At 40.2% G+C, this 14,918-nt stretch carries 16 protein-coding genes, 1 pseudogene and 1 other annotated feature; of the genes and pseudogenes, 4 read left to right on the top strand and 13 right to left on the bottom strand.

Going from position 1 to position 14,918, the window contains the following annotated elements; all coding sequences use genetic code 11:
* Positions 1-11 precede the first annotated feature (11 nt).
* The 7 genes from proC to JQ841_RS08085 form a co-directional block, all read right to left on the bottom strand.
* Positions 12-809: a pyrroline-5-carboxylate reductase gene (gene proC / locus JQ841_RS08115; RefSeq protein WP_203180621.1), complete on the bottom strand. Its 798-nt coding sequence runs from the start codon at positions 807-809 to the stop codon at positions 12-14.
* Between the two features lie 3 nt (positions 810-812).
* Positions 813-2,075, bottom strand: a complete 1,263-nt coding sequence (locus tag JQ841_RS08110; RefSeq protein WP_203180620.1) for a glutamate-5-semialdehyde dehydrogenase — start codon at positions 2,073-2,075, stop codon at positions 813-815.
* A gap of 9 nt (positions 2,076-2,084) precedes the next feature.
* Entirely contained in the window at positions 2,085-3,194 is a 1,110-nt protein-coding gene (gene proB, locus JQ841_RS08105; RefSeq protein WP_238395608.1) for a glutamate 5-kinase, read from the bottom strand.
* Positions 3,195-3,291: 97 nt separating this feature from the next.
* Positions 3,292-5,178: a phosphorylcholine esterase CbpE gene (gene cbpE, locus JQ841_RS08100; RefSeq protein ID WP_203180618.1), complete on the bottom strand. Its 1,887-nt coding sequence runs from the start codon at positions 5,176-5,178 to the stop codon at positions 3,292-3,294.
* Positions 5,179-5,180: 2 nt separating this feature from the next.
* Positions 5,181-6,068, bottom strand: coding sequence for an RluA family pseudouridine synthase (locus JQ841_RS08095; RefSeq protein WP_045611442.1), 888 nt, complete (start codon positions 6,066-6,068; stop codon positions 5,181-5,183).
* A complete protein-coding gene (gene lspA, locus JQ841_RS08090; protein WP_045611440.1) occupies positions 6,058-6,519 on the bottom strand; it encodes a signal peptidase II in 462 nt (153 codons plus the stop codon). Before lspA ends, JQ841_RS08095 begins: the two co-directional genes overlap by 11 nt.
* Positions 6,516-7,424, bottom strand: a complete 909-nt coding sequence (locus JQ841_RS08085) for a LysR family transcriptional regulator (RefSeq protein ID WP_203180617.1) — start codon at positions 7,422-7,424, stop codon at positions 6,516-6,518. The genes lspA and JQ841_RS08085 overlap by 4 nt, the downstream gene beginning before the upstream one ends.
* Between JQ841_RS08085 and JQ841_RS10005 the strand changes: the two are divergent.
* Positions 7,417-7,491, top strand: a pseudogene (locus JQ841_RS10005) (AraC family transcriptional regulator); the annotation flags it as partial. The gene JQ841_RS08085 and the pseudogene JQ841_RS10005 overlap by 8 nt on opposite strands.
* Positions 7,492-7,666: 175 nt before the next feature.
* Here the strand turns inward: JQ841_RS10005 and JQ841_RS08080 are convergent.
* The 5 genes from JQ841_RS08080 to JQ841_RS08060 form a co-directional block, all read right to left on the bottom strand.
* Positions 7,667-8,077 (bottom strand): DUF5301 domain-containing protein, encoded by a 411-nt coding sequence (locus JQ841_RS08080; protein WP_203180616.1) that lies wholly within the window; start codon positions 8,075-8,077, stop codon positions 7,667-7,669.
* A gap of 313 nt (positions 8,078-8,390) precedes the next feature.
* Positions 8,391-8,684, bottom strand: coding sequence for a 50S ribosomal protein L27 (gene rpmA, locus JQ841_RS08075; RefSeq protein WP_000916509.1), 294 nt, complete (start codon positions 8,682-8,684; stop codon positions 8,391-8,393).
* Between the two features lie 16 nt (positions 8,685-8,700).
* Positions 8,701-9,045: a ribosomal-processing cysteine protease Prp gene (locus tag JQ841_RS08070; protein WP_000613699.1), complete on the bottom strand. Its 345-nt coding sequence runs from the start codon at positions 9,043-9,045 to the stop codon at positions 8,701-8,703.
* A gap of 15 nt (positions 9,046-9,060) precedes the next feature.
* Positions 9,061-9,375 (bottom strand): 50S ribosomal protein L21, encoded by a 315-nt coding sequence (gene rplU, locus JQ841_RS08065; RefSeq protein ID WP_000109141.1) that lies wholly within the window; start codon positions 9,373-9,375, stop codon positions 9,061-9,063.
* 36 nt (positions 9,376-9,411) lie between these two features.
* Positions 9,412-9,499, bottom strand: a sequence feature (ribosomal protein L21 leader region).
* A gap of 58 nt (positions 9,500-9,557) precedes the next feature.
* Positions 9,558-10,262: a YoaK family protein gene (locus tag JQ841_RS08060; protein WP_203180615.1), complete on the bottom strand. Its 705-nt coding sequence runs from the start codon at positions 10,260-10,262 to the stop codon at positions 9,558-9,560.
* A 141-nt stretch (positions 10,263-10,403) separates the two neighbouring features.
* Here JQ841_RS08060 and JQ841_RS08055 point away from each other — a divergent pair, with 141 nt between their 5' ends.
* The 3 genes from JQ841_RS08055 (at position 10,404) to JQ841_RS08045 (ending at position 13,376) form a co-directional block, all read left to right on the top strand.
* Positions 10,404-11,381, top strand: coding sequence for a Gfo/Idh/MocA family protein (locus JQ841_RS08055; protein WP_203180614.1), 978 nt, complete (start codon positions 10,404-10,406; stop codon positions 11,379-11,381).
* Positions 11,378-12,460 carry a DEAD/DEAH box helicase gene (locus tag JQ841_RS08050; RefSeq protein ID WP_033686658.1) on the top strand — a complete coding sequence of 361 codons (1,083 nt, stop codon included), beginning with the start codon at positions 11,378-11,380 and terminating at the stop codon, positions 12,458-12,460. The genes JQ841_RS08055 and JQ841_RS08050 overlap by 4 nt, the downstream gene beginning before the upstream one ends.
* 535 nt (positions 12,461-12,995) lie before the next feature.
* Entirely contained in the window at positions 12,996-13,376 is a 381-nt protein-coding gene (locus JQ841_RS08045; protein ID WP_223330095.1) for a hypothetical protein, read from the top strand.
* A 318-nt stretch (positions 13,377-13,694) separates the two neighbouring features.
* Here the strand turns inward: JQ841_RS08045 and tuf are convergent, their stop codons facing one another.
* Complete coding sequence (gene tuf / locus JQ841_RS08040; protein ID WP_001040726.1) at positions 13,695-14,891, bottom strand: elongation factor Tu; 1,197 nt, start codon at positions 14,889-14,891, stop codon at positions 13,695-13,697.
* Positions 14,892-14,918: the final 27 nt, after the last annotated feature.

The raw sequence follows: 14,918 nt of genomic DNA, 5'->3' as shown, positions 1-14,918 counted from the left end.
AAAACTACCTCTTATTTACCTAATTCTTGTGTTCGTTTGTAGGATTGATGAACTGCATCCATGACTGTTCCTCGAAAAGCATGCGCTTCTAAGCTTGCTACACCAGCGATAGTCGAACCTCCTGGGCTACAAACTTGGTCTTTCAAGACTCCAGGATGCTCTTGGCTTTCTAGGACCAATCGTCCAGCGCCGACAACTGTTTGAGCTGCCATTTTCAATGCTGTTTCTCGTGGTAATCCTGTCTGAACACCTGCATCTGCCAAGGCTTCGATAAAGAGATAGACAAAGGCTGGTCCACAACCTGCAAGACCTGTCGCCGCGTCGATTAATCCTTCTCCCAGTTCAACCAAGAGACCAGCCTTAGTTAAAAGCTGACAAAAGAGCTCACTGTCCTCAGCCCTGCAATTAGGAGACAATGCATAACTAATCACTCCTTGACCAATAGAAGCAGGGGTATTGGGCATCATACGAATAATTCTGTGTTGATTTGGGATAAGACTTGCTAGTTTTTCTAAAGTCAATCCAGCTGCCATGGAAATCAAAAGAAGACTTTCTCTTTTTTTAAGGATAGTCTGGTATTGAGAAAGCAGTTCAGAAAATTGAGCAGGCTTGACTCCTAGAAAAATCACATCTGCTTCTGCAAATATTTTTTCATTGCTGGAAGCCTGACCACCGAAGTTGGCAATGAAAGCATCTACCTTGACTTGACTACGATTGGCAAGGAGAAGGTCAGCACCCGTCTTGGCCTGCAAAACAGCCTTGGCCAAACTAGCTCCCATATTCCCCAAACCGATAAATCCAATCTTCATCTCTTACTCCCTTATCTGTCCGTCACCAGTAACCACATACTTGTAGCTAGTCAACTCCTTCAAGCCCATTGGACCACGCGCGTGCAATTTCTGAGTAGAAATCCCCATTTCACAACCAAGACCAAATTGGCCACCATCTGTGAAACGAGTTGAGGCATTGACATAGACGGCTGCAGAGTCCACTTGATCTGTAAAGTAAGCTGCAGCTTCAGCATTTTCCGTCACAATGGCATCCGAATGATGGGTACTGTGGGTTTCAATATGGGCAACCGCTTCTTCTAAACTGCTCACAACCTTAACAGCTAATACATAGTCTAAAAACTCGGTGTCAAAGTCTTGAGCTTCAGCCGCTTGACCAGAAACAAACTGGCTTGCTTTGCTATCAAGTCGGAATTGAATTGGTTCCAGCCCAGCTTCTTTACGCTCTGCAACTAGAACTTGCTCCAAGCGAGGAAGGAAGCTTGCTACCTTGTCTTCATGAACCAGTAGAACCTCCATGGCATTGCAGACAGAAGGACGACTAGTTTTAGCATTGTTGATGATAGACAGTGCCTTGTCTTCGTCTGCATCCTTATCGACATAAACATGGACAATCCCTGTCCCCGTCTCAATAACAGGTACAATAGCATTCTCAACCACTGCATTGATCAAACCAGCTCCTCCACGAGGAATAAGAAGGTCTAGATAGCCCTTGGCCTTCATCATGGCATAGCTGCTTTCTCGGCTAGTATCTTCCACCAGTTGAATCACATCTGGATGAATGGTAGTCGTCTCCAAGCCCTTCTTCAAGGCTGTGACAATGGCATGGGCAGTTTGATAGGCATCCTTCCCACTACGAAGAACAACCGCATTTCCACTCTTGAGAGCCAAAGCAGCTGCGTCAGACGTCACATTTGGACGACTTTCATAGATAATACCGATGACTCCCATAGCCACACGTTTCTTTGTGATAACCAAACCATTTTCAAGCTGATTGGTTTCTAAAACTTCACCGATTGGATCTGGTAAAGCAACCACTTCACGAATCCCAGTTGCCATCGCTTCTATACGCCCTGCATCCAAATAAAGACGATCCAGCATCACATCTGAAATTTTCCCCTTAGCTGCTTCCATATCGAGGGCATTGGCTGCTAAAATTTCCTCAGTAGCTGCTAATAAGTGATCAGCCATGGCTAGCAAGGCTTGGTTTTTTACCTCTTCACTAGCTGTGTTGATCGATTTTTTAACAGCCTGTACCTGTTCAAATTGTTCTTGTGTACTTACCATAATTTACCTCTAAAATTCTGTAAAGAGTAGTTGGATTTCAGGAGTAATGGAAATCCAGTCATCACGGTGAATCAAGACACCCTTGGCTTTTTGAGAACGCAACATATCCTCCAAAGCAGATGCTCCAAATTGCACGCGTCCTTTTCCAAGTGATTTTCCACTTTCCTTGTCAAATACTGTCACGATATCACCGTAAGAAAAGGCTCCTTCTGCTTCAACGATACCAGATAAGAGAAGACTCTTTCCATGTTGGGAGAGAGCTTCTGCAGCCCCTTTATCAACCCAAATAGAACCTTGGCTCTGAGCATAGAAGGCCAGCCATTGTTTCTGGGTACGAAGTCCCTTCTCTTGCGCAACAAAGTAAGAACCATCCTTGGTCTCCTCAGCTGCCTCAATCATGGCATCTGACTTCAAGGATGAGCAGATATAAACAGGAACTCCTGATTCTGTCGCAATAGTTGCAGCTTTGATTTTTGTAAGCATGCCCCCAGTTCCGTTTGAAGAACCTGCTCCACCGGCCATATCAATAATCTCACGATTGATGGTCTCGATTCGCTCCAAGCGTTTGGCTCTTGGATCTGAATTAGGATTTCCAGTATAGAGACCGTCCACATCTGTCAAGAGGACTAAAAGGTCTGCTTGGACCATGGCCGCTACCTGGGCACTAAGAGTGTCATTGTCCCCAACCTTGAGCTCATCAATAACGACACTGTCATTCTCGTTGATGATAGGAATTGCCCCACGACTAAGTAGAACTGACAAAGCCTGATGGGCATTTTTATAACGGCGCTTATCCACAAAGTCATCCTGGGTCAGCAAGATTTGTGCAGAAACGATTTGGCGCAAGAGAAGGTTGGTCGTGTATTCTTCCAACAAAAGCCCTTGTCCTACCGCTGCTGAGGCCTGTTTATCAGCAATCTTAGTCGGACGCTTTTTAAATCCTAAGGCTCCAAAACCAGCAGCAATGGCACCCGACGACACCAAAATCAACTCATGACCAGCTTCGTGCAACATAGCCAATTGCTGGGTAATAGCCTTTACCTTACTACGTGATAAACTTCCATCCTCATTCGTCAGAGAAGAAGTCCCCACCTTAAAGACAATCCGTTTGAATTTCATAGTCTCACTCCGATTCTTCATATTTATCCATTATAACATGAATGGCAGGAAATAGAAAAGAGTTGATAGGAAAAAGAAGGCCCTAAAACCTTCTTTTTTACTGCTGTTCTGATTCCGATTTATTTGCACTTGTTTCAGTGCTTTGTGAAGTTGAAGAAGTCAAATCTTGACTAGTTGAAGAACTTGTAATACTTTCGTGTTGACTCGTTTCTTTATTTTCAAGATCTTTTTTCACTACTTCATTGGATTCTTTTATTTCTGAGTTACTTGTATCTCTAGTTGTAGCAGATTTCTCTACCGGAACATCCACTAACCAGGCACCACTTGAATCAACAGTATAGCCTTCTGGTGTCTTACCATTCACAAGTAATTGACCATTTTCTTTCAAGAAGTACCATTTATCCTTGTCTTTGATCCAACCCACAGCTCGTGAACCGTCTGTCTTGTAGAAATACCAATCACCTGCCTTTTTAAGCCAGCCTTGCTTCATAGCTCCTGATTCTTCTAGATAGTAATGATGACCAGAAACTTCTATCTCGCCTGTCTTCATGATACCAGTAGAATCCATATAGTACCAGATTTCTTTATCTTTTACCCAACCCGTTTTCATTTCTCCTGATTGAGCAAAGTAATACCATTGCCCCTTATATTGAAGCCAACCTGTCTTCATAGATCCATCGTTTGATAAATAATAGTTCTGACTTCCAGTATTTACCCAACCAATTTCCATCTGATTTTCTTTGTTGAAATAATACCAGCTTCCATTTATTTTTTTCCAATTTTTAGCAGATGCACCAGAGTCTGTCAAATAGAACCAACGATTGTTCCATTTTTTCCATTGATTCTGTAACAAGATACCCGTTTGGTTGAAGTAATACCATTCACCCTTGATCTCATTCCAACCAACTGCATATTCTCCTGTAGAGTCAGGCGCTTGATACCACCAGTTCCCATATGCACTCTTATGCCAACCAGCTTGAAAACTTGGAATCGGCTTGTAGGAAGTTGAAATATTGACAAAACCGTCTTTTCGAATATCAAAAACTGTTGCATCATAGTCTTTGCTGGCTGCGTTGATTCTCTCAATTCCTCGTTCTTTAAGCCAATTGACATACTCACTATCAACACCATTTTTCCAAGGTAAACTATCCGAAGTTTGAACAATCAAACTCGGACTCAAATTTTTAATAAAATCCTTGGTATTTGATTTGTTGGTATCATGGTGATGATTAAACTTCATCAAATCAACTTTTCCAATGAGAGGACCATACTTGTCTTCTGCTCCATGAACATTATCTAAGTCGCCCCCAAGGTAAATTTTCTTACCATTGACTTTTACCACGCTAATCAAAGAATTAGAATTATCATCCCAAATTTTCTTTAATTCACCTGATGAATCAGTTTCATTTTCATAGTTATAGAGTTGAATATCCATGTCTCCAAACTGAAAATGAGCATCCCCTTGTGTGATATTTTGAATAACTGAAACACCTTTTTCAGCGGCAGTCTGTAAAACCTTATCGTAGCCATACAGATTATCCCATAGACGTTCAGAATTAGTAATACGATTATCACTATATTTTTTAAGATAGACTCGGTCAACTGGATAGGTAGACAGTAATTCATCAACATTTCCAATATGGTCACTGTGAGTATGGGTTACCAAAATAAAATCAAGTTTTTGAACACCCAATTCCTTCAAACGACGAAAGACACGGTCTGTTAGAACATGCTTATAAGACGTTTCAATTCCTTCTCTCCATGGATAGCGAGAATCACTTCCATCTGGGAAATCATAATCTTCTCCTGTATCTACCATGGCAAAATGTCCATTGCTTTCAAGAATAATCGCATCACTGCCACCTTCTTGAACATTGATAAAGTGGATTTTATTTCCTGAACTTTCTTGAGCTTGAACATTTCCATACCATGACAAACCTAAAAAAGCGCCTGCAAGTGCTAAACTAGTTAATTTCTTTTTCATTCTTACTTTCTCAATCTCTCCAAGGTTTCCTTAAAAAGCTCTGGAATATCTGCTGTAAATTCCAAGGTCTCACCTGTTCTCGGATGGGTAAATCCTAGCGTCTTGGCATGAAGAAATTGTCCATGTCCTTTCAAAGTCTTGCGAGGACCATAGACTTCATCCCCAGCGACTGGATGACCAATATAAGCCATGTGAACACGGATTTGATGAGTGCGCCCTGTCTCCAGTTGCAACTCCACTAAGCTATAATCGCCAAAGCGTTCCAAAACGTGAAAACGCGTCACTGCTGGCTTACCTTTCGCAGTCACAGCCTGTTTCTTACGGTCTTTTTCACTACGGCCAATCGGTGCTTCAATCACACCACGATCATTTGGTAGATTTCCATGAACAATCGCCCAATATTTACGAAGAGACTTTTTATCCTTCAGTTCTTGGGCAAGTGCTAGATGCGCCTCATCATTTTTAGCAATCATAAGAAGACCTGATGTATCCTTATCAATACGATGAACAATTCCTGGACGCAAAACCCCATTTATACCCGACAAGTCCTTAATATGATACATAAGGGCATTTACCAGAGTTCCACTAGTATGACCAGCACTCGGATGCACAACCATTCCCTGAGGCTTGTTAACGACAGCCACATCCTCATCTTGGTAGATGATTTCTAGCGGAAGATTCTCAGCTACATACTCTAAAACCTCTGGTTCTGGCACATAGTAAGTGACGACATCGCCCTCTTGGACAGTGTATTTAGCTTTCTTGACTTGGCCATTGACCAAGACCTGACCTGATTTGATTTGTTCATTCGCGAGACTGCGTGATAATTCTGTCAAATCCGACAAAGCCTTATCCAAACGCAAGCCACCACTTTCAATTTTAATTTCCATTTATTCCCTCTTTTAACATTGCAATCAATAAAATAATCACTCCAACAGTCAGATAGCTATCTGCCACATTGAAAATTGCAAAATTGATAAAGTCAAGGTGAAACATATCCACAACAAAGCCCTGACTCACCCTGTCAATAAAATTTCCAAGACCACCTGCAATGATCAAGGTCAAACCCAAGACCATCCAGAGTGAGTCCTCCATGTGTTCATGTAGATACCAAATGGCACCTACCATAACGACCAGTGTAATAATAGCAAATAACCACTGCTGGTCTTGTAACATGGAGAAGGCTGCCCCTCGATTTTGCAGGTAGGTCAAACTAACGAAATTGGGAATCCAAGAGCGTACTTCACCCAGTGGAATCTGCTGGACGATATAGGATTTTACCAACTGATCAAGCCCAATCAAAAGTAGTACAATGACTGCCACTATTCCTCTTTTTTTCATGATTTCCTCTTCTGATTAAAATATTCTTGCATGACTTCTACAAAGAGAGTCCCAGCTTGACTCAGCTCCACTTCTTCACGTTTAACATAGACCATGCGATTATCTAGGTTATCCTTGAGACGAATGACTGTAATCCCATTGACACTGTCACTATCTAAAAATCCAGAACCTGTTGCATAAGCGTCCGTCCGCTCCAAAATACCATTCAAAGTAGCACGGTCTGTCACATTGAACATCTGCGAGCTCGCACTGGTATCAACAAAGTTCTCTGAATAATAAAGATACTCATCTTTCTCTTGAGTGAAACGAACCGTTGGTAGATCAGATAAATCCTCCATAACCAATTCCTCTTTCTGAGCCAAAGGATGCCCCTCGCGGAGATAAATGTGGGTATGGAAGGAAATCAATTCAATGACCTCCAGACCTAGCTTTTCAACCCGTTGCATAATACCTTTTTTATTTTGATTGTTGAGGTAGATAATCCCAATCTCACTATGCCCTTGCGCTACTTCATCTAAAATTTGAACAGTAGTTGATTCAAAAATACGAAAGTTCTTATAATCAGGATAGCGCTCTGAAAAGGCCGTAATGGTTGGTGGCAAGAAGTCATAGTGCTGACTAGCAATGGAAAATTCATCCTTTTCTTCCTCAGGATTGGCATACTGATTTTGAAAAATATCAAATCCTTTAACCAATTCTTGAGCTTTTTCATAGAATTCCATACCACGACGAGTCAAGAAAGTCCCTGAGCTGGTCCGACGGAAAATCTTAAAGCCCAACTCTTTTTCCAAATCACGAACAGAAATAGACAGACTCGGCTGACTAACATACATCTTTTCAGCAGCTTCACGAAAAGTACCGCTATTCGCAATAGCCACAACATAGCGTAATTGTTGAATGTTCATCTTCTACCCCCAACTTCTTTATCTTTTCATTATACCATATTTTAGAAGTTTTCCAAAAAGGAAAAAAGTCTGGAAATTTTCAAGTCTAAGCGAATACTCTAATACCCCAATACAAGAATTAGAATGATATCTTTTTTCAGTCCTCATTTTATTTCAAACAAATAAAAACAGCAAATCTTGTTGATTTACCGTTTAAAACATGATACAAGAAAACTCTCTAAAAATTTCTTTTATTCTATAAATCAACTAGAATAAGCTTCTTCAACCCTATTCGCTATATCTGGACTTACCTCCCAAATCCCAACATAGGGTTGCTCAATATACTGTTTTTCTTTCATAGTATATAGATAGGCTACACTATCATTTTCTTCATTCTGATGAGTGAATTTGATAATGATGTAATCTTTAACATTTGTCGGTTGATCATTGAAACTCTCCAAAGTTGTAGATTTGGACTGTTTCTGTATCTCCTCAATCAATTTTGAGATTTCTTCTCTCTTGGTTATAGTTTTAATATCTTCAGAGATTGTTTTCTGCAGGGAAATTACAGAGATCGTTTCAGGTTCAGGAAGAACAAGTTTTTTCTTACTGACACAAGCAGATAAAACAAGAAAAGAGATTGAACAGACTATTATAGTGATAATTTTTTTCATACAGGTTTACATCCTTTCCATATTTCTGCTAGCTTACTAAGATAAAATTATTATATCAAATCTTAGCAATTTTTACAATATCTTATTCCCTTATAACATTCATTACTGTAAAAGGCTCACATTCCACTATTTTATAATTGTATCTAAAAGACAAAGTAGCCGACAAGTTCGCTTCTTATATAGGATTTTAAAATATGGGTACCAAAACAAAAAAACAGGCTCTCCGAAAACTCGGAAAGCCTTAGTTTATGCTACTTCTAGCTTCCTCGCCTTTATATTCAAGGCTCGGGATAAAAAGGTTCACTGGACCTTTTTATTTAGCGATTGGGTAAACAGAAACTTGTTTTTTATCGCGTCCTTTACGTTCAAAGCGTACTACGCCCTCAACTTTAGCGAACAAAGTATCGTCTCCACCACGTCCAACGTTTACACCTGGGTAGATGTGTGTACCACGTTGACGGTAAAGGATTGATCCACCTGTTACAGTTTGTCCGTCAGCTGCTTTAGCTCCAAGACGTTTCGCTTGTGAATCACGTCCGTTTGATGTAGAACCTCCACCTTTTTTGTGGGCGAAAAGTTGCAAGTTGTTAAGAGTCATTTTTAACATAATGTTTTCCTCCGTGTTAGTTTTCTGTGATAACTCTGGTTTGGACGAACTCAGAAGAGTTCTCCGATAAGTTTGCCATACCTAAGAAAAATGATTCAAAGAATAACTGGGTCATTTCTCTCTGGTGTGAAGGAAGATCTTTTGGAATTTCAACCATCAGATAGCCACCTTCATCTTCGTTTAATTCTAGGATTGGTTCATAGCCTGCAAATTTCTCAATAGAATTGATAAAGTTAATGGCAAGCGTAGAAACCGATGCACACACGACATCTAAGCCGTATTCGCCACTCTCGGCGTGTCCAGTAATTTCCGCACTCCTCAGCTCGCCATCTTCGGCTCTCTCAAAGACTGCCTGTATCATGTGTTCTCCTTAAAATTAAGCGTTGATTGCGTTGATGACAACTTTTGTATATGGTTGACGGTGACCTTGTTTACGGTGGCTACCTTTTTTAGGTTTGTACTTGTAAGTAACAACTTTCTTTTGTTTTCCTTGTTTTTCAACAGTTCCAACTACAGTAGCTCCAGCAACAAGTGGAGTTCCGACAACAGTGTTTTCACCACCAACAAGAACAACTTCGTTAAAAGTAACTTCTTGACCAGCTTCAACGTTCAATTTTTCAACGTAAACTGCTTGACCAACTTCAACTTTAACTTGTTTTCCGCCAGTTTTGATAATTGCGTATGTGCTCATTATGCACCTCCTATGATTTTTATGGGTTTCCCCGGTTTTTTTGTGAAGACTCGCCTAGCATCGTGGGACAAACCACTTAAACTTGAATAATCAAGCAACGATGTTCGTGCGGTTGCACAGGATCGTGCATAGTCAACTCTTCAAGTATAGCATATCTCCTATTTTCTTACAAGTAATAACACCTAAAATGAAGCTTTTTCTTTTACTTTTTTCTGCCAAGAGGCAAAAAGCATGCTAATGTAAAAAATGCTCATCATAATAGGAACACCAAGAATGGTCTTTTCATGATAGAAAATCGTCAAATAGGCTGAAAAGACAACGCCAAGGACAAAACTACTAAGCAGGCTAACAAATATAAATCCTTCACGCAAAAAAGGTGTGTGCTTGGTTCGGAAATAATCTCCAAAAGCCAGCATGGTCCGTTTGATATTCCCTGTCATAAAAGCGTTATTATAGGCAATACCCGACACTTCTCCAAAAGCAGTTGTCACCAGTCCCATACAGAAAGCTAAGGGCGGCACTAGATAGATATTATCTACAGTTTGCGGCACAAAACCAATAATGATTGATAAGATTGCCAAAGGAATCAGTGACAGAATTGGTTTTTTCACAATTCTCAATTTTTCCTTATAAATCGTTAGTAAAAAGACTCCCATCATAAAAGCTAGTAAGGTCATTACTTTGGCACTGGCATCTGACACATTGTGTTGAATGAGTCCCACTGATAAAAAGACTACATTCCCAGTTTGTCCAGCTACAAGAGTATTCCCTCGCACAATAAACGTATAGGCATCTACATAACCTGCACAAAAAGTCAAAAAAAGTGCTAGCCTCTTAGACTGACGTGATATTTTTCTTATAGGTAATAACCTCATTTTCCCTCCCATTTCATTTACTCATCTCATTATTGTACCACTTTCTTTGGAAAAGACCTAGTAGCTTATTTGAAAATTTTTACCCTCTGTTGGATAGTCTCGTTTATCTATGTTATAATGAAAGAAGGATTTGAAATCGAAAAAGGAGTAACTATGCTTAAATTAGGTGTCATCGGAACAGGGGCTATCAGTCACCACTTCATAGAAGCAGCCCATTCCAGTGGAGAATACAAGCTGGTCGCAGTCTATTCTAGAAAACTAGAAACTGCGGCAACCTTTGCTTCTCGCTATCAGAATATCCAACTCTTTGATCAAGTAGAGAACTTCTTCAAGAGCTCCTTTGATGTGGTCTATATTGCTAGCCCAAACTCCTTGCATTTTGCTCAGGCAAAAGCTGCATTGTCTGCAGGTAAACATGTCATTCTTGAAAAGCCAGCTGTCACTCAGCCACATGAATGGCTAGATTTGAGACATACAGCTAAGAAAAATCACTGTTTTATATTCGAAGCAGCTCGCAATTACCATGAAAAAGCTTTCACTATCATCAAAAACTTTTTAGCAGACAAGCATGTGTTGGGAGCAGATCTCAACTATGCCAAGTATTCTTCTAAAATGCCTAACTTGTTGACTGGGGAATCACCAAATGTCTTCTCAGACCGTTTTGCTGGTGGAGCGCTTATGGATTTGGGGATTTATCCTCTCTACGCTGTCGTTCGTCTCTTTGGAAAAGCTCAAGACGCGACCTATCAGGCTCAACAGCTATACAATAGCATTGACCTAAATGGAGACGGAATTCTCTTCTACCCTGACTTTCAAGTTCACATCAAGGCTGGGAAAAACATCACTTCCAATCTCCCTTGCGAAATTTATACGACAGATGGAACCCTGACGCTCAACACCATCGAACATGTCAGCTCGGCTATTTTTACCGACCACCAAGGCAATCAAATCCAACTCCCTATCCAACAGGCTCCTCATACAATGACTGAGGAAGTTGCTGCATTTGCACACATGATCCAGCAACCAGATCTGAATCTCTACCAAACTTGGTTGGAAGATGCAAGTTTTGTTCATGAACTACTATTTACCATGCGCCAGACTGCTGGCATTAGATTTGAGGCAGAAAAATGAAAAACAAACTACCGACTGAATGGCAAGAACTGAGTGACCAACTCGGTTTCCAAGAATTCACTCCCATTCAAACTCAACTATTTGAGCCCCTTCTTGCTGGAGAAAACCTCCTAGGAGTGAGCCCAACAGGAACTGGTAAGACCCTAGCTTACCTTCTACCAAGTCTTCTCAGACTACAAAAGAAAAAAGCCCAACAACTCTTGATTCTAGCACCAAATACTGAGCTTGCTGGACAGATTTTTGATGTATGTAAAACGTGGGCTGAAGCTATCTGCTTAACTACCCAACTCTTCTTATCAGGTTCGAGTCAAAAACGTCAAATTGAACGACTCAAAAAAGGACCAGAAATTCTGATTGGAACCCCTGGCCGTATCTTTGAACTGATTAAATTGAAAAAAATCAAGATGATGAATGTGGAAACCATCATCCTGGATGAATTCGACCAATTACTAGATGATTCTCAGATACACTTTGTCGAGAAAATTACTCACTACGCACCTCGTGACCACCAACTTGTCTATATGAGTGCGACAACCAAGTTTGACCAAAAGAAGATTGCGCCTAACACACGTACCATTGATCTCTCTGACCAAAAATTGGACAACATCCAGCACTTCTACATGCAGGTAGATCAACGTCACCGAGTGGATATGCTACGAAAACTGGCTCATGTAGAGGATTTCCGAGGTCTTGTCTTCTTTAACAGCCTATCAGACCTTGGAAGTGCAGAAGAAAAACTACAGTATCGGGATATCTTGGCTGTTTCCCTCGCTAGTGATGTCAATGTCAAGTTCAGAAAAGTCATCTTAGAAAAGTTTAAAGACAAGCAACTAACCCTACTTCTCGCAACAGACCTTCTGGCTCGTGGAATTGATATCGATAGCCTCGAATGTGTCGTAAACTTTGATGTTCCTAGAGATAGCGAAACCTACACTCACCGTGCTGGCCGTACTGGTCGTATGGGCAAGGAAGGTTACGTTATCACTCTCGTCACTCATCCAGAAGAAATCAAAAAACTTAAGAAGTTTGCAAGTGTACGAGAAATTGTCCTAAAAAATCAAGAACTCTATGTAAAATAAAGCCCTCATTGAGGCTGGGCAAAAAGTCTTTAAAATCAAAAACGCATAATATCAGGTATTGAACCTTGATATTATGCGTTTTATTGTGGGAAATTTTACTTCATTTTCTCCTAAAATTGAGTTTTTATCTAGCCTCTTTTTTGTAAAACTACATAAGATTCGTAGTAAAAAAACTCTCCAACTATTTTATTATACCATATAAATTAATAAATAAATAGACTTGTTTTTTTATTTTTTTGACGTATACTAATAATAGAAAACGCTTAAAATTAAATAAAAGGAGATTTTATGAGGAAAGTAAATAAGGACATTTTATTCTTAACCGGAATCATAGTTTTATGTTTTGGTTTTTTATTATTTCACATCAACCCCTATTATGCTGGACCCGATGAGACACTGAAAGGAAGAATAAATTTATTCTTTTGGCAGCTATATTGGAGACCTATAGGAACTCTCAGTATCCTTTCGGGTTGCATTATGACTTTCAAAGGATTGAAAAAATAATCTTTTGATCATGAAGAATAGACATTTTTTTATGATTAAATTGAAATTATTGTTTTTCTCTGTTCTATCAAATCTATTTTTCTTAGTCACAACATCTACGGTTTTTGCTGATGTCTATCCTTGCACAAATTATGAAATTGTATCTAATCGTGTTGTAAAAGATATCAACACAGGAGAGTTATTGTCATTTTATACGACTGAACTTAGAGACGCCTATTTAGAGTCTAAATCTACGTATCAGACTCGTTCTAATGCAACTGGTGTTGCAGACTATAGAACTAGCTCCTCTCACTCTTATAAGAGCAGCGCTACATCAGGATCTCTAAGTTCAACTGCTTATGGTGGAAAAGCTGGAGCTACCCTAACTTTAAGTGCAGCTGTTAGCTTTTCTGCTCCTGAGTCTGGATTTTGACTTAGTTTAAATCACTCAGTATCCCATAACGTACCACCCTACACTTATGGTTACATCAGGCTAAAAGCATCTTACATAGTAAATGTTCGTAAACTAGAAGTTAGATACTTAGGAACTAACAAATGGGTTCCAGCTGGTGAAACCTCTACTATATCGAATGTTAGTGTTTGGAGCGAACTAGTCACTTGAAAATAACTTATTAGATGGATCTGGACTTTATCAGGTCTATCTTTTTATTTTTTTAAAAAAAGAACCTTGCATAGCAAGATTCTTTTAGTGTCTGACTTAAATAATTGTTCTTCTGGGAACTAAATCGAATTAAGCTTCGATTTCTGTAACCATACCTGAACCAACAGTACGTCCACCCTCACGGATAGAGAATGTAGTACCTTGTTCTACGGCGATTGGGTGGATCAACTCAACGTCGATTGTCACGTTATCACCAGGCATTACCATTTCAGTACCTGCTGGAAGTTCGATTGAACCTGTAACGTCAGTAGTACGGAAGTAGAATTGTGGACGGTAGTTGTTGAAGAATGGAGTGTGACGTCCACCTTCTTCTTTAGTAAGGATGTAGACTTCACCTTTGAATTTAGTGTGTGGGTTGATTGAACCTGGTTTAGCGATAACTTGTCCACGTTCAATTTCATCACGTTGAACACCACGAAGAAGGACACCTACGTTATCTCCGGCAAGACCTTCGTCAAGTTGTTTACGGAACATTTCAACACCAGTAACAACTGCTTTTTGAGTTTCTTCTTTGATACCAACGATTTCGATTTCGTCGTTGACTTTAACGATACCACGGTCGATACGTCCTGAAGCAACTGTACCACGTCCAGTGATTGAGAATACGTCCTCGACTGGAAGAAGCAATGGTTTGTCAGTGTCACGTTCTGGTTCTGGGATGTACTCATCAACTGTGTTCATCAATTCCATAACGATGTCTTCGTATTTAGTGTCACCTTCAAGGGCTTTAAGAGCTGAACCTTGGATAACTGGAAGATCGTCACCTGGGAAGTCGTATTCTGACAATAGGTCACGGATTTCCATTTCAACCAATTCAAGCAATTCTTCGTCGTCAACCAAGTCAACTTTGTTCATGAAGACGATAAGGTGTTTAACACCAACCTGACGTGAAAGAAGGATGTGCTCACGAGTTTGTGGCATTGGTCCGTCAGTTGAAGCTACTACAAGGATAGCTCCGTCCATTTGAGCGGCACCAGTGATCATGTTTTTAACGTAGTCCGCGTGTCCTGGAGCGTCGATGTGAGCGTAGTGACGTTTTTCAGTTTCGTACTCAACGTGCGCAGTGTTGATAGTGATACCGCGTTCGCGTTCTTCTGGAGCAGCATCGATAGACGCATAGTCTTTAGGTTGGTTAACTGATGAAGGCAAGCGACGTGCCAAAACAGTTGTGATAGCTGCAGTTAGGGTAGTTTTACCGTGGTCAACGTGTCCGATAGTACCAATGTTAACGTGTGGTTTACTACGATCGTATTTTTCTTTTGCCATTTGAGTAAAAGCCTCCAATAAAATATA

This window comes from Streptococcus mitis (genome assembly GCF_905187535.1).
Taxonomy (GTDB): Bacteria; Bacillota; Bacilli; order Lactobacillales; family Streptococcaceae; genus Streptococcus; species Streptococcus mitis_BS.
The sequence above is the reverse complement of the archived record's forward strand: the minus strand, read 5'-3'. Positions and strand labels throughout refer to the sequence as shown.